This is a genomic window from Amycolatopsis sp. NPDC051758, from assembly GCF_044453095.1.
In the GTDB taxonomy this organism is placed as follows: domain Bacteria; phylum Actinomycetota; class Actinomycetes; order Mycobacteriales; family Pseudonocardiaceae; genus Amycolatopsis.
In genome coordinates, this window is record NZ_JBITCJ010000029.1 from 19,555 (window position 1) to 39,494 (window position 19,940).

Below are 19,940 nucleotides of genomic sequence, written 5' to 3' on the forward strand. Positions count from 1 at the left end.
CGGGGAACGGCCGGCCCGTCAAATGGGGGGCGCCGAGATGTCCGGACAACCGGTGGAAGCTGAACCTCGGGGGCGTTGATCCGCGATGGCCGTGCCGGGCCGGTTGGGCTGGTGCCGTAAGAACCGTGAACGGCACGTCACACAACCGTAAGGGCCGGTCGGCGCCCGGCCCTGGCATGCTCGGGCAGGAAACAGACATTCCGGGAGGAGCTGTATGGCACGGGTTCCGCTGAGGACGATGCGGGTGTCGGTGGCCGTCGCGGTGTGCGCCGCGACGGTGCTCGCGGGCTGCGCCGCGAAGGAGCAGACCGCGGGCCCGCCGGCCACGCAGCAGATCTCCTCGACGCCTCCCGCCGAGAACGGGGCGTCGAGCGTGCCGGAGGCGCTCCGGTTTACCGCGAAGACCGTGGACGGCAAGGACTTCAACGGCGAAGCCCTGGCCGGAAAGCCGGCCGTGATGTGGTTTTGGGCGTCGTGGTGCCCGAAGTGCCAGGCCGAGGCGCCCGGGGTGCGCAACGCCGCGGAGGCCACGGCCGGGTCGGTGACGTTCCTGGGGGTCGCCGCGCTGTCCGATGTCCCCGCCATGCGGGGCTTCGTCGACCGCTACCAGGTGGGCGGGTTCACCCATCTCGCCGACGAGGGTGCCGCGATCTGGAAGCGGTTCGGGGTGGCCGCACAACCCGCCTATGCCTTCATCGGGGCCGGCGGCACGGTCGAGGTGGTCACCGACCGGGTCAGCGCGGACCAGCTGCTGGACCGCGCCCGGGCCCTGGCCGGCGGCGGGTCCAGGTGATCGATGATCTCGCCCTCGCGGTGGTCGCCGGGATGCTGGCCACGGTGAACCCGTGCGGCTTCGCCATGTTGCCCGGCTATCTGGCCCTCGTCGTGGCGGGCGAGGACGTCTCCCGAGCCGGCCGGCTCGGTCGCGCGGTGCTGTCCAGCGGGCTGATGACCGCCGGGTTCGTCGCCGTGTTCGGGGTGTTCGGTCTGGTCAGCGCATCGATCGCGAGCCCGGTGCAGCGTTACCTGCCGGCCGTGACGATCGTGATCGGGCTGGCCCTGCTGATCCTAGGCGCCCTCCTGCTGGCCGGCCGGGAACTGCTGGTGGTGCTGCCGAAGCTGTCCGGCGGTGCGCCCAACACCCGGATCGTCTCGATGCTCGGCTACGGCGTCGCGTTTGCGGTCGCGTCGCTGTCGTGCACCATCGGCCCGTTCCTCGCCGTGACCGGGATCGCTCTGAGCGGTGCCGGGTTCGGTCAGAGCGTGGCCACTTTCGTGTCCTACGCGGTCGGTATGGGGCTCGTGGTGGGCGCACTCGCGATCGCGGCGGCATTGGCGCGTACCGCGGTGGCTACCGGCATCCGGCGTGCGCTGCCCTACATCGGGCGCATCGGCGGCGCGTTGCTGGTCGTCACCGGCGCGTATGTGGGCTACTACGGTTTCTACGAGCTGCGGCTCAACAACGGTGACGGCGAGGCGGCCGACCCGGTCGTCGACGCGGCCGGGCGCGTCCAGAGCGGGTTGTCCGACGGGCTCAACGCCATCGGCCCCCTTCCGGTCGCGCTCGGTGCGGTCGCGTTGGTCGTCGCCGGTGTGCTGCTCGTCCGCCGGAGGCGAGCCCGAGACCGTCGTCGCGCCGCGAGCCGGTGAGGTGGTCGTGGAACTCACCGGGCTGGTCGACGGCTGCGGGCGGCGGGTCGTCGGCTCGGGTGCTCCTTCCTCCCCGTGGTCGGAGGGCTACCGCAATCGCAAACGCACCGCGCAGGGTCGCGCTCGTGGACACGACCGCCGTGGCGGCTGTCGGCGTCGGGCTTCTGTCGTCGGCGGATTTGCCCTACGGGAACGGTCTTTCGCGGAACGCGCGGATCAGTTCGATCAGGTCGCGGCCGGCGGCGTCGGGCGAGCCGTCGCGGACTGCGGCCGCGAGCGGCCGCAGCCGGTCTGCTGTCCGGACCGACCGCACTGTCCCTGCGGTCCGCAGCGCCTCTGTGCCGACACGTCGTGCGTCGTCGAAGTTGTGCTCGAGTGCGTGCCCGAGGGCGAGCAGGATCTGCGTCAGCGAAAGACTTCTGGTCATCTGCGGTCCGTAGCCGGCCACTGCCACGGCCAGTGATGGGATCGCGCGGGCCGCGTGCCCGGTGTCGACGGTCCGCGCGAGTTCGATGTGGACGGTCCCGGTCATGGCCGCGAGGTCGTTCGCGTCGAAGAACACTGCCCACGGCGCCGCTGACCCGGCCGCGGTGGCGAAGGCCTCTTCTGCCCGGTTCAAGTCCCTCAGAGCCGCAGCCTGGTCGGCCTGCATCGCGTGCGCCCATGCCTGATTGGCCGACAGGATCGCTTGCGCGTGCGAGGATCCGGCCCGCCGCGCCGCGTCCTGACCGCGGTCGAACTGTGCCAGCGCGTCGGTCACGTGCCCGTGGTGCAGGTGCAGCCTGCCCAGCCGGTAGAAGATGTTGGAGGCCAGATCCGCGTTGCCGGATTCTGCGGCGAGCTCCGCCGCCACCGCGAAGTGCCGGCGTGCCTGCCGCGTGCGCCCGGTGTCGAATTCCGTCCACGCCAGCAGGTTGTACAGGTCCGCCAAGGCGTCACTCAGCCGGCTTCGCAGTCGTGGCGGGATCGTTCCCTTGCGGAGCAGGACGGTCCACGAGCTGACGGCGTCGAGTGCGGCGCGACACGACTCGCCGCCATGGCGGTAGTCCAAAGCCCGCAACACTCCAACGGTCGACTCCAGTGCCTCCAAGTCGGCGGTCTCGACTTGGAATGGCCATGGTTCATCGTGAGCGGTTCTCACCATTGGAGTGGCCGTCAGGGCGCCACGAAGCCAAGCGTCGGAGTGGTGCCGGCAAACTGAGAGCACGACATCGGAAACCTCCGCTTCCCTGTGCGGTCGTGACCACCAGGGACCGGGGTAGCCGGGAACAGCGGCACCGACGGTGCCGAGCCGCCCGAGTTTAAGACAAAATCAGGGTGGGGTACTCCACCGACCGGGTCACATCGGGTGGCGATGTGACTGCGGCACGGGAACCTACGCGTGCACCTGATCAGTCACGCTCGGCCGCCCGCTGCCACGGTCAGCCACGTGGCCATGCGGCGCGCGTGGCCACGTAGCAGCACGAACGCGGCCGCCAGTTCGATCCGCGCCGCTCCGGCACGAACCCTTGGCCCGCTCGCCAACGTGGCCGCAGAGCATGGACCAGGTCGGTGCGGTCGGCTGTCGTGACGGAGCGCTCGCAGCGAGGCACATCCCGCCGTTTGGCGGGTGCCCGGTAACGGCCTGCTGGTCTAGGTGGGGTAGACCGTGCGCACCGAGAGCTGGTTGCCCGGGATGTCCGTGCTCGCGCAACCGGTGCCGTCCATGGGCACGAAGTTCGACGCTGTTTCCTGCGGCAGGTAGATCCGCAGGCCTCGCACCGGAGTGGGCCGGCAGGCCGCCGCGTCGTAGTTGTGGACGTTCACGAACTGGATGTCGGCGCCCGCGGTCTGGCCCGTGTTCAGCCTGACCACGTCGCCTTTGGTTCCTTGGCGGTAGGCGGCCTCGCCGACCTGGTGCCCGTCGTCACCGACGACGTAGGACACTCCGGGGAAACCTTGGATGGTGCAGGGTTCGGCGCGGATGTTCGTGATCATCAGCATCCGGTAGACGGAGCCGGCCGCCGCGGCGCCCCTGCTCAATGCGAGCGTGACGTCGCCGGACGTGCAGCGCCCATTGCCCGCCGGCGCAGCCGATGTCGGATCGGCCGGTGCGGGTGCGCTGGTGGCAGGCGTGCTCGACGCGACGGTGACCGTTGAGGAGCCGGTGGCCGAGGAGGGCGTTGTCATCGCCCCGTTCGCCGCGGGCGTGGTGTCACCTCCGCAGGCGGTCAGCAGGAGTGTGCCGGCGGAGGCCGCGGCGAATGCGCAGGAGCAGGAATTCGGCTTGGGTATCATTTCACTCACTTCCCTGGTAGGCGTTGGTTTCCATCGGCGGCGGTCTTCTGGTGCGGCCGGCGGGCTGAGGTCGATGGCATGTGGGGCACGGTGAATCCAGTTCCGTGTCGAGCAACCGCTCCGGTGGCCGGGACACCCTGTGACGTGCGCGGTCGTGCTGCCATGGGATGTCCTTCCGCGTAGGCGAATGTGGGCTGCGCCGTCGCAGCGTCACAGGGTGCGGACAGTCACCCCGGTGTGCGCCACGTCAGTCGGAGGAGGCCGGCGTGCACCCCGCCGCTGCAGGGTCCGGGCTCGGTATCGGGCGGCTGCCTCTGTGGCCGGATACCCGCCCGTCGGGGCGGCAATCCGGCCGTCGCTGATCGGCCCGGGGAAGGCGGTCACGATCAGGTGTCGGTCGGTGTGACGGGTGTGGGTAGCCACTACCCATGGCACTGCGTTGCGTCGCGAAGTAGTTGGCGCGGGCTGTGTCCGATGGTGCTGATCGACCATGACCCGCAAGCCCGTGGGCCGCACTTTGGTGCGGGAATTCGACGATGAGAACACTGAACCGTGGAACGCGACGGAACGACCGTGTTCCCGCTCGGACCACCACCGGGGCGCCCAGTCGATCCGTAACATCCCGGTCGACGAGGAGGTGCCGGTCTGAACGGGTTGCCCCGGTGCGCGGCGCATACATCGCGGCGATGGCCAGGTTGTTCGGGGCGGGCGTGATCGGCTCGAGGTACCGATCACGGGGTGGGTTCGGAGATGTCGTTGGCCGAGGTCGCCGGTTTGACCGCTCCCCGCCGAAAGAGTCGGGTCCCTGACACATTCCGGCCGCCGGGCGGCCGGGTCTGGTGTGCTTGATGATGAGCGCGGGGCTCGACGGGAGGACCAGTGTGACGCGAGGCTACGACCTGGCCATCGTCGGCGGGGGAACCGCCGGCATCATCGCCGCCAAGACCGCGGGCTCGTTAGGTGCGCGGGTGGTGCTCGTCGAGCGCGGCCGCACGGGGGGCGACTGCCTGTGGACCGGGTGCGTGCCCAGCAAATCGCTGATCGCTTCCGCCCGCGTCGCCCGGACCGTGCGCACGGCGGGTCGGTTCGGCGTCGCCGCGGCCGAGCCGCAGGTGGACTTCGCGGCCGTGATGGCGTACGTGCGCCGGGCGATCGAGCGGATCCAACCCGTCGACTCGCCCGCGGCGCTGTCCGAGGCCGGTGCCGAAGTCGTCCACGGCACGGCCGTGTTCACCGGCCCGGACGAACTCGAGGTCGACGGCCGGCCGCTGCGCTTCCGGCACGCCCTGATCGCGACCGGCTCCACGCCCGCACTCCCGCCGGTACCCGGCCTGGCCGAGGTGGCGCCCTTGACCAGTGACACCGTGTGGGACCTGACCGAGCTGCCCGGGCGGCTGGCCGTGCTCGGCGGCGGTCCGATCGGGTGTGAACTCGGGCAGGCGTTCGCCCGGCTCGGTGCCGAGGTGACCGTGATCGAGGCCGCCGGACGTCTGCTGCCCAGGGAAGAACCGCCGGCCGGGGTGGCGCTGTCGGCGGCCCTGACCGCCGACGGCGTCCGCGTGCTGACCTCGACCACCGTGACCACGGCCGCCCGGCATCGCGGGGGAGTACGCCTCGACCTTGCCGGGGCCGGGGTGCTCGACGTCGACCGGGTGCTGGTCGCGACCGGCCGGCGCCCGCGCACCGCCGGGCTCGGGCTCGACGCGGCCGGGGTGCGCCTGGACGAACGCGGTTGCGTTGTCGTGGACACCAAGTTGCGCACGGGCAACCACCGCATTTACGCGGGCGGGGACGTCACCGGCGCGCCGGCGTTCACCCACGTCGCCGGGATGCACGGCAGCATCGCCGCCACCAACGCGCTGCTGGCGCCGGTCCGCCGCATCGACCACGACCGCATCCCCTGGGTGACCTTCACCGACCCCGAGATCGCCCACGTCGGTCTCACCGAGGACCAGGCCCGCCGCCGCCACGGTGACGCGGTCCGGGTCCGCCTGCTGCGGTACGAGCACGTCGATCGGGCGATCGTCGAAGACGACACCGACGGCTTCACCCACGTCGTGCTCGACACCAAGGGCCGGGTGCTCGGCGCGACCGTCGTCGCGCCTCGGGCGGGTGAGATGATCGCCGAACTCACCGGGCTCGTCGCCCGTCGCGGGCGGCTGCGCGACCTCACCTCCGTCGTCCACCCCTACCCGGCCTGGTCCGACGGTGTCTGGAACGCCGCGGTCGCGGAGTCCGGCGACGCCCTGCACACACCCGTGATGCGCCGGGTCACCGGCGCGCTGCTGCGCCTGCGCCGAGCCCGGTGACCCACCCGGCGGGTCAGCGTGACCTGCGAATCCTGTGGCAGACGGCGGGCTTCGGACGGCTGTTGGGTGTGCGGGTGGTCTCCGTGGCGGCCGACGGGCTCTTTCAGACCAGTCTCGCCGCGTCGATCTTCTTCAGCCCGGAACGCGCCGCCACCGCCGGGCAGGCCGCGGCGGGTTTCGCGACGCTGTTGCTGCCCTACAGCGTGATCGGGCCGTTCACCGGCCCTCTGCTCGACCGCTGGCGCCGAACTCGGGTCCTGGCGCTGGGCAATCGGGTGCGTGCGGCCGTCGTCGTGGCCGCGGCGGCCACGCTGGTGCTGACCGGGCCGACCGGACCCGTGTTCTTCGTGGGCGCGCTGGCCGCGGTGAGCATCGGGCGGCTGCACAGCGCGGCCGCGTCGGCGGCCCTCCCGCACGTGGTGACCGGCGATCGGCTCGTCTCGGCCAACTCGGTGTGGACCGTCGCCGGGCTGGCCGGCGGCGCCGTCGGTACCGGGGTGGGGCTCGGGATCCGCCACCTCGGTGGTGCCACCGACTCCGCGGCCGCGCTCTCCGCTGTGGTCGCTGCTGCCGGGTACGCAGCTTCCGCCCTGCTGGCGGCTACCTTCCCCGCGGGAGCGCTCGGTCCGGGAAGGGCCGTGCGCTCGACGGCGCGGGTGCTGATCCGCACCGTGCGTGACCTCGCCGCCGGTGCCCGGGAGGTGGCCGGCCACCGTCCGGCCCTCGCCGCGCTCGCGGCGATCGGCGCGCACCGGCTGTGCTACGGCGTGTCCACCATCGCCACCCTGCTGCTCTACCGCAACTACTTCACCGACACCGGGCTGCTGCGCGCCGGTCTCGCGGGCGCAGCCCAGGTGGTCGCCGCGGCCGCGCTCGGCACGCTCCTCGCGGCCGCGGTGACCCCCACGATCACCCGGCGCTGGTCGGCGCGCGGGTGGATCATCACCTTGTTCGCCCTCGCGGCGGTGGTCGAGGTGGTGCTCGGGCTGCCCTACCGCATGGCGCCGCTGCTCGTGGCGGCCGTCGTCCTCGGCGCGGTCGCCCAGGGCAGCCGGATCTGCGTCGAGAGCATCCTGCAGGCGCAGATCGCCGACTCTTTCCGCGGCCGCGTTTTCGCCTTCTACGACGCCCTGTTCAACGCCACCTTCGTCGCCGCGGCCGCGGTGGCCGCGCTCGTCCTGCCCGACAGCGGCAAGTCCTACCCGGTGCTGGGCGTCATCGCCGCCGGGTACGCCGTTACCGCGGCCGGGTACGCCCTCGCCGGCCGCCGGCCGCGATGAGGCCGGCCGCCGAGGGCCTGCCCGCGTTGCGAGCGAATCGCGCCGGCTGTGTTCACCACGGCCGGATCCGGCGCTGGGGAGTTGCGTCTATCTGCCGGTGGGGTGGTGGCGCATTCGGCGGCGGACGGCGCGGAGCGCGAGTACGGCCTGCATCGCCGCGGCCGGCCGGAGGAGGACGGGGCGCGGCGCGTCCACCATGCGGCCGCGGCCGAAGCCGGCGGTGGTGACCGCGACGACGGGAACGACCCAGGCCAGCAGCGCGGCCGCGCGGACCCGGCGGCTGGGCTCGTGGTACAGGGCGAACCAGGTCCAGAACGCCGCGTCGGCCAGCGAGTCCGCGGCGGCCCCGAACGGGGAGGCGGTGCCGAGACCGCGGGCGAGGCGGCCGTCGGCGACATCGCCGGCCAGCACGACGACGGGGGCGGCCCACCCGGTGGTCAGCGCCGGGACGTTGGCCCGGGTCAGGGTGACGACGTCGGCCAGGCTCAGGGACCGGCGCTGTTCGAGCAGGCCCAGGTGGGTGGCCGCCAGCGCCCAGCTCGTCACCGTCCACAGCAGACGTTTTCGGTGGCCGAGAGCGGCGAGACCGAGATGCAGCGCGGTGATCTCGCCGAGCGCGCGCGGCCTGAGCCGGGCTTGGTGGACCGAGCGCCGCGTGGCCTGGACGAGGAACCTCGTCCACGCCGGTGGTCTCCAGCGTCCTTGCCGCAGCTCGTTCAGGAGTGCGTTCGTCGCCGCGCGGCTGTCGGGCTCGGTGATCACCGGCCGTCGCCGAAGAGCTCGCGTTCGGCCACGCTCACCGGGAATGGGCCGCGCACCGGGATTTCGTGGTGGTCGATCAGCGGCCAAGGCCACGTTGTCGGGCAGCGACGGCAGATAGGCATCAGTTCTCCGTTCCGGGGAGGTGGGCGGTGACGCGGCGGAGGGGGAACGGCAGACGCCGGCCCGGCCGCGCCCAGGACGTCAGTGCGGTCCGGGCGGCCTCGATCCGGCCGGGCTCCACGCCGGGCAGGTACAACCCGTCGACCAGCAGTGCCGCCTCGGGCGGATCGCGGATGTCGCGCCGGAACACCCGGCGCCGGGTGTCGTCGACGACGAACCCGTGCGCGCGCAGGATCTTCGGCAGGCCGTCGCGGGCGCCGGGGTTGGGCCACGGCTGTGCGCGGATGCCGAGTGCCCGCATCACCCGCAGCCAGCCCCGCAGCCCGGGGCCGAGGCCCATCCGGGACGGGACCAGTGCCACGAACATTCCATCGGGGCGCAGGACCCGCTTCAGCTCGGCCAGCACCGCGTCGAGCGGCGTCAGCACGGGCAGGCACATCGCCGCGCACACGGCGCCGACGGTGCTGTCCCCGAGTGGCAGCCGGTCACCGCGGGCCCGGACCACCGGTTGCCGGCCGCCGGCCGCGGCGAGGGCCAGTTCGCCGGCCGAGAGGTCGATACCGAGCCACCGTTCGGCACGCAGCAGGTCGCGGGTGGGCGCCGAGCCGCAGGCGAGGTCGAGGATGGTGCCCGGCCGGCCGCTCAAGGGCTCAACCAGCCACGAGTACGGGCGCCGCTGCCGCCGGTCGGTCGCGGGCCCCAGCAGCCGCTCGGTGATTCCCGGCCGGTCCGCGTGGTACCCGCAGAGGTACTCCGGCCACGGTGTGGTGTCGCGTCCGGAGCCGGTGAACGCGCTCATCGGGCGGTGGTGTGCAGTTGGTCCGGGTCGAGGAGCCGGATGGCGGCGTAGCGCACCTCGATCAGCCCGGCTCGTTCGAATTCCTTGAGGATCTTGTTCAGTGAGGGGCGTTGCACGCCGAGCATGGCGGCCAGGGTGCGCTGGGGCAGCGGGACCCCGCCGTCGACGGCCTCGTCGAGCAGTAGCCGGGCGACTTGCTGGGTCAGGGACCGGCCCAGCAGCCCGATGATGCGGGTTTGGCTGGTCGCCAGCCGCTGCGCGACGCTGGAGAGCCACCGTCGCGCGATCAGCGGGTGCTCGGCCAGCAGTTTCTCGAACGAGGCGGCGTCCAGGGACAGGGCGGTCACCTCGTCGAGGGCGCGGGCGGTGTAGGTCAGGGGCATGTCGAGCAGGTGCTGGATGTCGCCGTCCACGTCGCCGGGCTGCAGGACGTACACCACGGCCCGGCGCCGTCCCGAGCCCACCGACAGCTCGACCCGGCCGCGCTGCACGATCCAGACCCCGTCGGCGGCGGAGCCGCCGTGGAAGAGCACCGAGCCTCGTTCGTACTTGCGGGTCCGCAGGGTCGCGGCGAGCGCGTCCACGTCAGCGTGTCCCAGCGGCGCCGCGGCGCCGCGGCCGACACAGCGGGCCACCCACGCGGCCTGCCGGATGGCGAGGTCGGCCGCGGCTCCGGTGCCCAGCAGCCGCATGGTCTGCTCCATCGCCGCAGCCGGCAGGTTCGACAACGCCATACGGGCCAGCCTGGCACTCTCTTGACGGCACCGCCCGTCAGCGGGCGCGAAGTGTCAGTGAGGTGACACGACCTTTCCGGTCGTGTCATCGAGCTGACAGTTCAGCTGTCCACCCACGGGCGATCGTGGTGGTATGGGAGTCATGTTGCGTGCCGTGTGGAACGGGATCGTGCTGGCCGAAGCGCCGCGGACGGTCCGAATCGAGGGAAACCACTACTTTCCGCCGGATTCGGTGCACAGCGAGTACTTCGCGAAGAGCCGGACGAAAACGCTGTGCCCGTGGAAGGGCCTGGCCGGCTACTACAACCTCACCACCGAGCGAGGCGATGCCCTGGACGTGGCGTGGTACTACGCGCACCCCAGCCCGCTGGCCCGGCGGATCAAGAACCACGTCGCCTTCTACCCCGAGGTGCGGATCGAAGGCGAGTCCGAACCACGCCCCGGTGGTGGTCTCCGGAGCCGCTTGTCCGGCCGGACGAAGGCGTCGTGAACGCAGATCGAGCGGCCGTCACGGTGTACTGGCGGCCGGGCTGCCCGTACTGCTCACGGCTGCTGGGCGACCTCGACCGCATCGGCCTTCCCCTGCGCAAGGTCGACATCTGGGCGGACCCGGCCGCCGCGGCCACGGTGCGGTCGATCGCGAACGGCAACGAGACCGTACCGACGGTGGTGGTCGGCGGCACCGCGATGGTCAACCCCCGTGCCGCGGACGTCCTCGATGCCGCCCGTCGGCACACACCGGAACTGCTCACCGGCCTCGACGCGGCGAGCACGGCGACGCTCGCGAAAGGGCCCTGGCACGCTGGGCTGGGCCTGGGACTCCTGGCCGCCGCGGTGTGGTTCGCCCTCGCCGAGGCCGACCCCACGACGAGCTACCACCTCGCACCCGCCGTCGTGGCCGCGGTGTGGCCGCTCGGACGACGTCGGCGAGCCGGCGGCTCGCTGCCGGTGGGCACGGCGTTCGTCACCGCCCTCGGTGGTGCCGTGCTCGCCGCCGCCGGCACCCTGCTGCTCGAGGTTCGCGGTGCGCTCGCCGGCCCTGCGCTGTTCGGCATCACCCCGCTGACCGAGGCGTTCCTGAGCGTGGGGCTCGGTTTCCTCGCGGGCACGGGTCTGGCGCTGCTCGGCCGCCGGCGAACGTCCCCTGCTTGACCGCGCGCCACGCCCGTGGGCGTCACCGCCCTGGCTTTTCGGCGATCAGCAGGGCGTATCCGATGAGCCCGTCGGCGACCGCCTGCTTGGCCAGGGCCGTGTAGCGCAGCACGGCTTCGACGTCCACTCCCGCCCGGACGAGCCGGTCGGACGCGGTCATCCGCAGCAGCCGCAGCCTCGCCTCGATCTCCTCGATCATCCGCCCGATCGCCTCGTCGTGGGCTTCGGTGTGCACGGTGGTCAATCCGGCGCGTTCCAGGATCGCCGCGTATTCGCCGAGCGGGCGGGCGTCGGCGATGCAGGCGACCCACGCGGCCAGGGTGGTCAGCTCGTCGGGCAGCCCGCCTTCGGCGACGGTGACGTCGGTGATGCCGACCCGCCCGCCGGGGCGGAGGATCCGGGCGAACTCGGCCGCGGCGGCGGGTTTGTCCGGGAAGGTGCAGAACGCGCACTCGCACACCACGGCGTCACACGCGTTGTCCGGCAACGGGATGTGCTCGCCGTCGCCGAGGTGGAACCGCACCTTCGCAGCCAGTCCGGCCTCGGCCGTCGCCGCCCGTGCAGCTTCCACTGTGGACTGTCCGAGGTCGACGCCGTCGACGGTGACGCCGTGGTCGGCGGCGAGCAGCCGCGCCGTCGCTCCGGGGCCGGCCGCGATATCGGCGACACACTGGCCGCCGCGCAGCCGCAACAGCTCCGCCAGCCGCCGGGTCAGCGTCAGGCCGCCGGGGTGGTAGGACTCGCCGAGCACCAGCGCCACGGCGTCATTGCCGTAGGAGGCGGCGCAGCAGGCCTTGATCTCCGCGGGAGTGCTCACTGCGGCACCGCCCGCTTTCCGACGTTGGTGGTGTCAGGCGCGATCGCCGGGCGGTGCCCGTTGCCGGTATCCGCGATCTTCGAGCCGTACGGGGAATCGACCAGCAGCGGCTGCAACTCGGCTGAGTTGGGCACGACGTCGGCGACCTTCACCCCCGACATCCGTTCGCGGACCTGCTCGCGGTAGCCGACGGAGTTGTAGGCGCAGAACGGGATCAGCCGCCCGTCCGGGGTGATCTCCTCGACGCAGCACTTCATCAGCTGCTTGACGTTGAGGGTGTAGGGGTCCTGGAAGTCCTGAACCACGATCATGAACGCGCGGTCGGTGAGGTTCGCCAGCGCCTCGGGCAGGTTCACCCCGCACGCGTCGGCGCAGTCGAGGGCTTCGGCGGTCTGGCGGAGCCGTTCTTCGGTGGTGTCGGTGCCCATGAACGCCGAGGCGCTCCACAGTTTTTCGAGGGCTTCCCGGATCGCGTAGTCGGGTACGACGCGGTTGGACACGTAGTCCAGGTAGTCCTCCACCCGCAGCAGCCGCGGGATCGGTACCACCCCGAAGTCCGGCTGCCCCGGGGTGCCTTCGGTGAGCAGGTAGGTGATCGAGCGGCAGGTCGGGAAGCAGCACGGCACCGGGAAGAAGTCGTTCTTGACGAACCAGTCCGGCCGTTGCTCGGTGATCAGCTTGATCACGTCCGGGTTGGTCAGCCGGGTCAGCGGGTCGAACTCGACGTGCCGGCCGGAGTGGGTGACCGGCTGGAACGACACCGACCGGACCGCGGGGTGTGCGATCCCGAATTCGACGATGTCGCCCAGCTCGTGGTCGTTCAGACCGCGTTCGACGGCGGCGACGAGGGTGACGGTGAGCCCGGCTTCGGCGCAGTTGTCCAGCGCTTGCCGTTTGCGCTCGCGGAGGTCTTTGCCGCGGATCTCGCGATGGGTGCGCTCCTCGAAGCCGTCGAACTGCAGGTAGATGTTGATCGACTTGCCGCCCCGGCCGTTGCGTTCCCCGAGTGCGGCGACGAAGCGCTTGTCGGTGGCCAGCCGGATGCCGTTGGTGTTGAGGTTGACGTTGCGGATCGGCTTGGCTTGGGCGAGGTCGATGAAGTCGAGGATGTGCTTGTGGATGGTGGGTTCCCCGCCGGAGAACATCACCACCTCCGCCTCGCCCTCCGATTCGACGAACACGTCGAGCATCCGGTCGCACTGCTCGAGGGTGATCGAGTAGCCGTCGGGCTGGTGGCCGGAGTCGGCGAAGCAGATCGGGCAGTCCAGGTTGCAGTTCGTGTTGACCTCGATGATCCCGAGGCAGGCGTGCTGCTTGTGCTCCGGGCACAGCCCGCAGTCCGACGGGCAGCCGTCCTTGACCTCGGTCTGGAAGGTCAGCGGGATCGTGCCGGGCTTGTTGAACCGCGCCGAGGACAGATATGCCTGCGCGTCGCCGTAGACCAAAGCCTCGAACTCGCCGTGCTCCTTGCAGCGCTTGCGCAGGTAGACTTTGTCCTGGCGGATGTTGACCTGGGCGTCGAGCACGATCTTGCACACCGGGCAGATGCTCTTGGTGTACTCGACGAACACCTCGTCCCGGTCCCGTTTCCGCTCCGCCACCGGCCACTCCCAACGTCGAGGTTCTTCAGTGAGCACGTTGCGGCTTCCCAGTCCAGCAGCCGGCGCGATGATCCGCAGGGCGAGTGTCACCACCCTGACACTTTGCGCGGACGCGGCCACGTCGTCCGCGCTCGGACGCCGCGGGAACCCTCGTTCGCGAGGGCCGGAATCCCGCGGGTAACGGCGGACCCTCACGACGGTGGACGGTCGTTCCGTCGCGTGGGCAGCCCGGCGGTGAGTGCTGCGAGGACCGCCATGATCGCGGCGAGTACGAGGAACGCCCGAGCGTAAGCCGCGGCCGCGGTGGACGCGGTGACGGTGACGGTGACGGTGACGGTGACCAGCGTGGCGAGGCCGAGTGCACCTCCGACCTGTTTGGCCGTGTTCATCAGTCCTGAGGCGGCGCCGGCGTCCGCGACGTCGACGCCGGAGGTGACGGTGGTGGTGAGCGGGGTGTTGAGCAGCCCGGCGCCGGTGGCGATCAGGACGGCGGGTGCCAGGATTCCGCCGAGGTAGCCGCTGTCGGCGGTGAGGCGGCTCTGCCAGAGGAATCCGGCCGCGGCAATGAGCGCGCCGGCGGCGATGAGGATCCGGTCGTCCACGCGGCCCATGGGTCGGGGGGTGAGGCGGGTGGTGACGACGATGGTGACCAGGGTGTGCGGGAGGAAGCCGAGCCCGGTCTGCAGCGGGCTGTACTGGAGGACGTTCTGCATCGCGAGGGTGAGGAAGAACCACATCGGGTTCAAGCACGCTCCGGCCAGCAGGAGCAGCACGTTGCCGACCCTGATCGTTCGCGATCGCAACTGCCGCGGCGGGAACAGGGGATTCGCCGTCTTCGCTTCGACGACCGCGAAACCGGAGAGCGTGCCAATCGCGATTCCCAGGGACACGACGGTCCCCGGGGCGGTCCAGCCGCCGGTGCGGGCCTGGGTGACGCCGTAGGCGAGCGCGGCCAGGCCGAGTGTCACCGAAGCCGCGCCGGCGAAGTCCGGCCGTGGCCGGGAGGTGACCCGATCGTGGCCGGCCAGGTGGCGCAGGGCCAGCACGAAGGCGGCCGCGCCGATCGGGACGTTGATCAACAGGATCGATCGCCAGGAGTGGAATTCGGTGAGGGCGCCGCCCAGCAGGTTCCCGGCCGTGCCTCCGGCGACCCCGACGGCCGTCCACAGTGCCAGCGCCCGGGTGCGGTGTGGGCCTTCGGGGTAGGCGCTGGTGAGCACGGTCAGCGTGGCCGGAGCGAGCACGGCCGCACCGATGCCCTGGACCGCGCGGGCGGCGATCAGGAACGTCGCGGTCCCGGCCAGCCCGCCGGCGAGGCTGGCTCCGGTGAACAGGACCAGATACATGGGTACCATATACACAAGTATCACAACAGCTGATCAGGGGAAAGGCGGTCCGGTGCCGAGAACGGTCGACCATGCGGAGCGCCGCGCCGGGATTGCGGAGGCCCTGGTGCGGGTCGCTGCGCGCGACGGGCTGCACGCGGTCACGATGCGGGCGGTGGCCGCGGAGTCCGGCGTGTCGCTGCGGCTGGTGCAGTACTACTTCGAAACCAAAGAACAGCTGGTACTCGGTGCGCTGCGGTACCTCGAGCGGCGGAGCCGTGAACGCTGGACGCGTCGCATGGCCGCGTTGCCGGACCCGGTGCCGCCGCGGGCGTTCGTCGAGGCATTCCTGGACGAGGCCTTGCCCGCCGACGAGCAGAGCCGGATGTTCCACCTGGTCGGCACTTCATACGCCGCGTTGGCGATGACCGATCCGGATCTCACGGCGGAACCGTTCGTCGCCAGCGTCGACGACCTGCAGCGGCAGCTCGCCGACGCGCTGCGCCGGGCCCGGGCCGGCGGTCAGGTCGCTTCCGGTGTGGACGTCGAGCTGGCGGCGGCACACCTGGTGGCGCTCAGCCACGGAGTCGGCACCAGCGTCCTCATCGGACAGCTCGCCGTGGACACGGCGCGGCTGCTGCTGCGCCACCACCTCGATTCGCTGTTCGGCTGTTAGTGGCTTCCGGCGAGCTCGCCGGAAAGCCGGCCGTGCCTGCGCGCGCTGTCGGCGTTGAGCCCGACGATCTCGACGGTCTTGCCGCGGCTCTCGTACTTGGTGGTGACGGCGTCGAGGGCGGCGACGGTGGAGGCGTCCCAGACGTGGGCGTCGGTGAGGTCGATGACGACGGTGTCCGGGTCGTTCGCGTAGTCGAACTGGTAGACGAGGTCGTTGCTGGAGGCGAAGAACAGCTCGCCGGTCACCGCGTAGACGACCTGGGTGCCGTCGGGGTCGGTAGCGGCCGTGACCTCGACCAGGTGGGCGACGCGGCGGGCGAAGATGACCATCGCGGTGATCGTGCCGACCACCACGCCGATGGCGAGGTTGCTGGTCGCCACGACCACGGCGACGGTGATCACCATGACCGTAATCTCGCCGGCGGGCATCCGCTTGAGCGTGGCCGGGGCCACGCTGTGCCAGTCGAAGGTGCCGAACGCGACCAGGACCATCACCGCGACCAGCGCGGCCATCGGGATGTCGGACACGACCGGGCCGAACACGATGCACAGGATCATCAGGAACGTCCCGGCGACGAACGTCGAGAGCCGGGTGCGGGCGCCGGCCGTCCGGACGTTGATCATCGTCTGGCCGATCATCGCGCAGCCGCCCATGCCGCCGAAGATGCCGGTGACGACGTTGGCGATGCCCTGGCCGATCGCTTCACGGGTCTTGTTCGAGTGCGTGTCGGTGATGTCGTCGACCAGCTTCGCGGTCATCAGCGATTCCATCAGGCCCACGAGGGCGAACGCCAGCGCGTACGGGGCCAACAGCGTGAGCGTGCTCCAAGTGAACGGCACATCCGGTACGCCGGGAACCGGCAGCGAAGACGGCAGCGCGCCCTTGTCGCCGACGGTCGGGATGGTGATCCCGGCGGCGATCGTCAGTGCGGTGAGGGCCACGATGGACACCAGTGGCGCCGGGATGACCTTGGTGAATTTCGGGAACAGGACCATGATGACGAGGCCGGCGGCGAAGAGCGGGTAGACCGGCCACGGGACGTCGATCAGTTCCGGGACCTGGGCGAGGAAGATCAGGATGGCGAGCGCGTTGACGAAGCCGACCATGACGCTGCGCGGCACGAACCGCATCAGCTTGGCGACGCCGAGGGCGCCGAGCACGATCTGGAACAGTCCGCCGAGGATCACGGCGGCGACCAGGTACCCGAGGCCGTGCTCGCGCGCCAGCGGCGCGACGACCAGCGCGATGGCTCCGGTGGCGGCGGAGATCATCGCCGCGCGGCCGCCGACGACCGAGATGACGACGGCCATGGTGAAGGAGGCGAACAGGCCGACGCTCGGGTCCACGCCCGCGATGATCGAGAAGGAGATGGCCTCGGGGATCAGCGCGAGCGCGACGACCAGCCCGGCGAGGATCTCGGTGCGGGCGACCTTGGGCGAAAGCCACGCCGGGCGCGTGCGCAATGACGACAGAACAGAGGACAACGGGACAACCTGACATGCTCGGGCGCCACACGGGCGCGGACATCGCCACGTCGCCGACGACGCGGTGGGAGGACAAGACGGGCAGGCGTGTGCCTGCCGAGGCGGGGCATCGGTTGGACCGGCGAAGGGCTAGCTCGGCTCGATCACGGCACCTGCTCGGGTGTACACGGGGATGCTCCTCGGCTCGGAACGGAGTCGGGGGCTGCGGTGACCCCGGCGGTCCGGCGGCATGATCGCCCCGGCGTCGGCAACTCTCACCTAACGTTAGATGAGAGTAGGTCTGGTGGCGACGTACCCCCGTGTGAATGAGTGCTGGATCACTCCGCGACGGACCTGGGCCGGCGGGCGTCGACGCGTCCCGCCGGTGGTGTTCCCGTCGTGAAAGCCCTTGCCCACATTACTCTCACGTAAGGGTAGAATTGCTCGAGTGAAATCCGGAATCGCAGCCCGACCTGGTTCGGCCGACGTGTCCGGCGAGGCTGAGCGCCGGCGGACTTTCGCGGTCATCAGTCATCCCGACGCGGGCAAGTCGACGCTGACCGAGGCCTTGGCGGTGCACGCCGAGGTGATCGCCGAGGCCGGTGCGGTGCACGGCAAGTCCGGGCGCCGCGGCGTGACGTCCGACTGGCTGGAGATGGAGCGTGCCCGTGGAATCTCCATCACCTCCGCGGCGCTGCAGTTCGCCTACGGCGACACGGTGATCAACCTGCTGGACACACCCGGGCACGCCGATTTCTCCGAGGACACCTACCGGGTGCTCTCGGCGGTGGACTCCGCGGTCATGCTGGTGGACGCGGCCAAGGGTTTGGAGCCGCAGACGTTGAAGCTCTTCGACGTCTGCCGGTACCGGGGGATTCCGGTGATCACGTTCATCAACAAGTGGGACCGGCCCGGCCGCGACGCACTGGCGCTGTGCGACGAGCTGATCGACCGGATCGGGCTCGCCGCGATGCCGCTGACCTGGCCGGTGGGGCCGGCCGGTCAGCTGCGCGGGATGCTCGACCTTGCCGAAGGGAACACGATCCGGTACCAGCCGGCAGCGGGCGGCGGCGCCGCGCCGGACCTTCGGCTGGACCCGGTCCGCGCGGAGGCCGAGTTCGGCGAAGACTGGCGGCGTGCTCGCGAGGAGGCGGATCTGCTGCTTGCCGCCGGCGGCGACTTCGACCTCACCAGGTTCACCGCCGCGACGGCGACCCCGGTGCTGTTCGGTGCGGCGGTCCGCAATTTCGGCGTGCGCCGGCTGCTGGATCTCCTCGTCGGCGTCGCCCCCGGGCCCGCGCCGCGTTTCGACACGGAGGAACGCGCACGCCCGCTGGACGCGCCGTTCTCGGCGTTCGTGTTCAAGGTGCAGACCGGCATGGACCCGGCCCATCGCGACCAGGTCGCCTTTGCTCGTGTCTGCTCCGGCGTTTTCGAACGCGGGATGGTCGTCACCAACGCGACCACCCGCAGGCCGTTCGCCACGAAGTACGCCCAGCAGCTGTTCGGCCAGCAGCGCTCCACAGTGGACATCGCTTTTCCCGGCGATGTCGTCGGTCTGGTCAACGCCACCGCCCTGCGGGTCGGTGACACCCTCTACGCCGGCAAACCTCCGGTACGTTTCCCCGGCCTGCCCAGCTTCGCCCCGGCGCACTTCGCGGTCGCGCGTCCGGCCGACCTCGGCCGCGCGAAGCAGTTCCGCAAAGGCGTGGAGAAACTGGGGGCGGAAGGAGTGGTGCAGGTGCTGCGGTCGGACCGGCGGGGCGAGGCGGCCCCGGTGCTGGCCGCGGTCGGGCCGATGCAGTTCGAGGTGGCCGCGCACCGGATGGAGCATGAGTTCACCTCGCCGATCCGGCTGGAACACCTGCAGTACCGGGCTGCTCGGCGCCTGGCCGATCCGGCGCAGCGCGCCCTCGTCGACGCCGGGCGGCGCAGCGAGGTCTTGACCCGCCTCGACGGCACCGATCTCGCGCTCTTCGTCGAGGAAATGGACCTGAGGCTGTTGTGTCGTGGGAACCCCGAGCTGGTTCTGGAGCCATTGGTCGCAGAGGGCGGATGAGCGCCGCGTCCGACGTTCGTCTTCAGCGTGGTGAACGTTCCGCCGTTTCGCTCGGGCGCGCCGGGCCGGCACTTCGGTGGGACCGCAGGAGCGCGGCGAAGTCTTCCGCGACGACCAGTTTCGCCCGCAGGTGCGCACAGGCTTTTTCGGCGGTCTCGCTGAACTCGTCGAGCCGGGCCGCGGGGTCTTCGATGGACGGGCTGCCGGGAACCGGGTCGAGGATCGCGAGCAGGTCGCGCATCTCCTCCAGCTGGAACCCCAGCGGCTTCATCCGTTTGATCAGCTGCAGCCGCTCGACGTCCGGTTCGGTGTAGAGGCGGAACCCGCCTTGGCTGCGGGCGCTCGGCACCACGAGGCCGACTTCCTCGTAGTAGCGGATCGTGCGCAGCGACAGCTCGGTGCGCTCGGCCACCTCGCCGATCTGCATCTGCTCGCCCACGCTGGTTCCTTCCGTCCGCCGACCGTCAACGGTAGCCCACACCGCGCCCCGGAGATCGGCATCACAGCAATTCTACTCTCACGTAACGGTAGGATCTTGTGGTGGCCATCCTGCAGCGCGCGCTCTGGCCGCACCGATCGCCGGCGTCGTTCTCAGTCGACCGTTGCGGCATCGGATGGTGGTTCGCATTGAGGTGACGACCGGTTCGATCTGGTGATCGCGCGGATGCTGCACCTCAAGCAGGTGCACCACTGATCGGCGGCCGAAGCCGGTTCCTCGGCGGCGCCGCTCGCCGAGGAACTCACGTCGAGCCTGGTCCGACCGCAGATGCAGGTCCTGGCCGTAATCTCTCCTTCGTGCTGCGGGTGGGTTCTGCTCAGGTGAAGACGAAGTAGCGCAGCCACAGGTACGGTGCCGCGACGATGATGGTGATGACGGTGATGACGGCGCCTTTCTTGGTGAATTCCCAGAAGGAGA

20 protein-coding genes are annotated in these 19,940 nt (G+C 70.9%); 10 read left to right on the plus strand and 10 right to left on the minus strand.

Going from position 1 to position 19,940, the window contains the following annotated elements:
- The first annotated feature begins 214 nt into the window (after positions 1-214).
- Together ACIA5G_RS53430 and ACIA5G_RS53435 are read left to right on the plus strand one after the other, a co-directional pair.
- On the plus strand, positions 215-793 hold the full coding sequence (locus tag ACIA5G_RS53430; RefSeq protein ID WP_395938224.1) for a redoxin family protein: 579 nt from the start codon (positions 215-217) through the stop codon (positions 791-793).
- Positions 790-1,650, plus strand: a complete 861-nt coding sequence (locus tag ACIA5G_RS53435) for a cytochrome c biogenesis CcdA family protein (RefSeq protein ID WP_395938226.1) — start codon at positions 790-792, stop codon at positions 1,648-1,650. The genes ACIA5G_RS53430 and ACIA5G_RS53435 overlap by 4 nt, the downstream gene beginning before the upstream one ends.
- A 184-nt stretch (positions 1,651-1,834) precedes the next feature.
- On the opposite strand, the gene ACIA5G_RS53440 is transcribed toward ACIA5G_RS53435, so the two are convergent.
- Together ACIA5G_RS53440 and ACIA5G_RS53445 are read right to left on the minus strand one after the other, a co-directional pair.
- Positions 1,835-2,581, minus strand: a complete 747-nt coding sequence (locus ACIA5G_RS53440; RefSeq protein ID WP_395938228.1) for a hypothetical protein — start codon at positions 2,579-2,581, stop codon at positions 1,835-1,837.
- 701 nt (positions 2,582-3,282) lie between these two features.
- Positions 3,283-3,672: a DUF4232 domain-containing protein gene (locus tag ACIA5G_RS53445; RefSeq protein WP_395938230.1), complete on the minus strand. Its 390-nt coding sequence runs from the start codon at positions 3,670-3,672 to the stop codon at positions 3,283-3,285.
- Positions 3,673-3,679: 7 nt separating this feature from the next.
- Between ACIA5G_RS53445 and ACIA5G_RS53450 the strand changes: the two genes are divergently transcribed.
- From ACIA5G_RS53450 to ACIA5G_RS53465, 4 genes are all read left to right on the plus strand, one after another.
- Positions 3,680-4,021: a hypothetical protein gene (locus tag ACIA5G_RS53450; protein ID WP_395938232.1), complete on the plus strand. Its 342-nt coding sequence runs from the start codon at positions 3,680-3,682 to the stop codon at positions 4,019-4,021.
- A gap of 396 nt (positions 4,022-4,417) precedes the next feature.
- A complete protein-coding gene (locus ACIA5G_RS53455) occupies positions 4,418-4,576 on the plus strand; it encodes a hypothetical protein (protein ID WP_395938234.1) in 159 nt (52 codons plus the stop codon).
- Positions 4,577-4,808: 232 nt separating this feature from the next.
- Positions 4,809-6,236: a dihydrolipoyl dehydrogenase family protein gene (locus tag ACIA5G_RS53460; protein ID WP_395938236.1), complete on the plus strand. Its 1,428-nt coding sequence runs from the start codon at positions 4,809-4,811 to the stop codon at positions 6,234-6,236.
- Positions 6,233-7,516 carry an MFS transporter gene (locus ACIA5G_RS53465; RefSeq protein ID WP_395938238.1) on the plus strand — a complete coding sequence of 428 codons (1,284 nt, stop codon included), beginning with the start codon at positions 6,233-6,235 and terminating at the stop codon, positions 7,514-7,516. Before ACIA5G_RS53460 ends, ACIA5G_RS53465 begins: the two co-directional genes overlap by 4 nt.
- 87 nt (positions 7,517-7,603) lie before the next feature.
- Here ACIA5G_RS53465 and ACIA5G_RS53470 read toward each other — a convergent pair whose 3' ends face one another.
- The 3 genes from ACIA5G_RS53470 to ACIA5G_RS53480 form a co-directional block, all read right to left on the minus strand.
- Positions 7,604-8,278 (minus strand): CDP-alcohol phosphatidyltransferase family protein, encoded by a 675-nt coding sequence (locus ACIA5G_RS53470; protein ID WP_395938240.1) that lies wholly within the window; start codon positions 8,276-8,278, stop codon positions 7,604-7,606.
- Positions 8,279-8,399: 121 nt separating this feature from the next.
- Positions 8,400-9,197, minus strand: coding sequence for a class I SAM-dependent methyltransferase (locus ACIA5G_RS53475; RefSeq protein ID WP_395938242.1), 798 nt, complete (start codon positions 9,195-9,197; stop codon positions 8,400-8,402).
- Entirely contained in the window at positions 9,194-9,931 is a 738-nt protein-coding gene (locus ACIA5G_RS53480; protein ID WP_395938244.1) for a Crp/Fnr family transcriptional regulator, read from the minus strand. Before ACIA5G_RS53480 ends, ACIA5G_RS53475 begins: the two co-directional genes overlap by 4 nt.
- A 142-nt stretch (positions 9,932-10,073) precedes the next feature.
- Between ACIA5G_RS53480 and ACIA5G_RS53485 the strand changes: the two genes are divergently transcribed.
- Positions 10,074-10,421 (plus strand): DUF427 domain-containing protein, encoded by a 348-nt coding sequence (locus ACIA5G_RS53485; RefSeq protein WP_395938246.1) that lies wholly within the window; start codon positions 10,074-10,076, stop codon positions 10,419-10,421.
- On the plus strand, positions 10,418-11,083 hold the full coding sequence (locus tag ACIA5G_RS53490; protein WP_395938248.1) for a glutaredoxin domain-containing protein: 666 nt from the start codon (positions 10,418-10,420) through the stop codon (positions 11,081-11,083). Before ACIA5G_RS53485 ends, ACIA5G_RS53490 begins: the two co-directional genes overlap by 4 nt.
- Before the next feature lie 22 nt (positions 11,084-11,105).
- Here ACIA5G_RS53490 and ACIA5G_RS53495 read toward each other — a convergent pair whose 3' ends face one another.
- The 3 genes from ACIA5G_RS53495 to ACIA5G_RS53505 all read right to left on the minus strand — a co-directional run bounded on the left by ACIA5G_RS53495 (position 11,106) and on the right by ACIA5G_RS53505 (position 14,847).
- Positions 11,106-11,900, minus strand: coding sequence for a class I SAM-dependent methyltransferase (locus ACIA5G_RS53495; protein WP_395938250.1), 795 nt, complete (start codon positions 11,898-11,900; stop codon positions 11,106-11,108).
- Positions 11,897-13,501 (minus strand): radical SAM protein, encoded by a 1,605-nt coding sequence (locus tag ACIA5G_RS53500; protein WP_395938252.1) that lies wholly within the window; start codon positions 13,499-13,501, stop codon positions 11,897-11,899. Before ACIA5G_RS53500 ends, ACIA5G_RS53495 begins: the two co-directional genes overlap by 4 nt.
- A 191-nt stretch (positions 13,502-13,692) precedes the next feature.
- Positions 13,693-14,847 (minus strand): MFS transporter, encoded by a 1,155-nt coding sequence (locus ACIA5G_RS53505; protein WP_395938254.1) that lies wholly within the window; start codon positions 14,845-14,847, stop codon positions 13,693-13,695.
- Between the two features lie 52 nt (positions 14,848-14,899).
- Here ACIA5G_RS53505 and ACIA5G_RS53510 point away from each other — a divergent pair, with 52 nt between their 5' ends.
- Positions 14,900-15,502, plus strand: coding sequence for a TetR/AcrR family transcriptional regulator (locus ACIA5G_RS53510; protein WP_395938256.1), 603 nt, complete (start codon positions 14,900-14,902; stop codon positions 15,500-15,502).
- Here the strand turns inward: ACIA5G_RS53510 and ACIA5G_RS53515 are convergent.
- Positions 15,499-16,986, minus strand: coding sequence for a SulP family inorganic anion transporter (locus ACIA5G_RS53515; protein ID WP_395938258.1), 1,488 nt, complete (start codon positions 16,984-16,986; stop codon positions 15,499-15,501). The genes ACIA5G_RS53510 and ACIA5G_RS53515 overlap by 4 nt on opposite strands.
- Positions 16,987-17,413: 427 nt before the next feature.
- Between ACIA5G_RS53515 and ACIA5G_RS53520 the strand changes: the two genes are divergently transcribed.
- Positions 17,414-19,024, plus strand: coding sequence for a peptide chain release factor 3 (locus ACIA5G_RS53520; protein ID WP_395938262.1), 1,611 nt, complete (start codon positions 17,414-17,416; stop codon positions 19,022-19,024).
- Between the two features lie 22 nt (positions 19,025-19,046).
- On the opposite strand, the gene ACIA5G_RS53525 is transcribed toward ACIA5G_RS53520, so the two are convergent.
- Positions 19,047-19,463 carry a MerR family transcriptional regulator gene (locus tag ACIA5G_RS53525; protein WP_395938260.1) on the minus strand — a complete coding sequence of 139 codons (417 nt, stop codon included), beginning with the start codon at positions 19,461-19,463 and terminating at the stop codon, positions 19,047-19,049.
- Between the last annotated feature and the right edge of the window lie 477 nt (positions 19,464-19,940).

What these genes read in the sequence shown, in the direction of transcription:
- ACIA5G_RS53480 (WP_395938244.1), bottom strand. Translation starts at nt 9,931, where the DNA reads ATGGCGTTGTCGAACCTGCCGGCTGCGGCGATGGAGCAGACCATGCGG.
- ACIA5G_RS53430 (WP_395938224.1), top strand. Translation starts at nt 215, where the DNA reads ATGGCACGGGTTCCGCTGAGGACGATGCGGGTGTCGGTGGCCGTCGCG.
- ACIA5G_RS53485 (WP_395938246.1), top strand. Translation starts at nt 10,074, where the DNA reads ATGTTGCGTGCCGTGTGGAACGGGATCGTGCTGGCCGAAGCGCCGCGG.
- ACIA5G_RS53475 (WP_395938242.1), bottom strand. Translation starts at nt 9,197, where the DNA reads ATGAGCGCGTTCACCGGCTCCGGACGCGACACCACACCGTGGCCGGAG.
- ACIA5G_RS53505 (WP_395938254.1), bottom strand. Translation starts at nt 14,847, where the DNA reads ATGTATCTGGTCCTGTTCACCGGAGCCAGCCTCGCCGGCGGGCTGGCC.
- ACIA5G_RS53455 (WP_395938234.1), top strand. Translation starts at nt 4,418, where the DNA reads ATGACCCGCAAGCCCGTGGGCCGCACTTTGGTGCGGGAATTCGACGAT.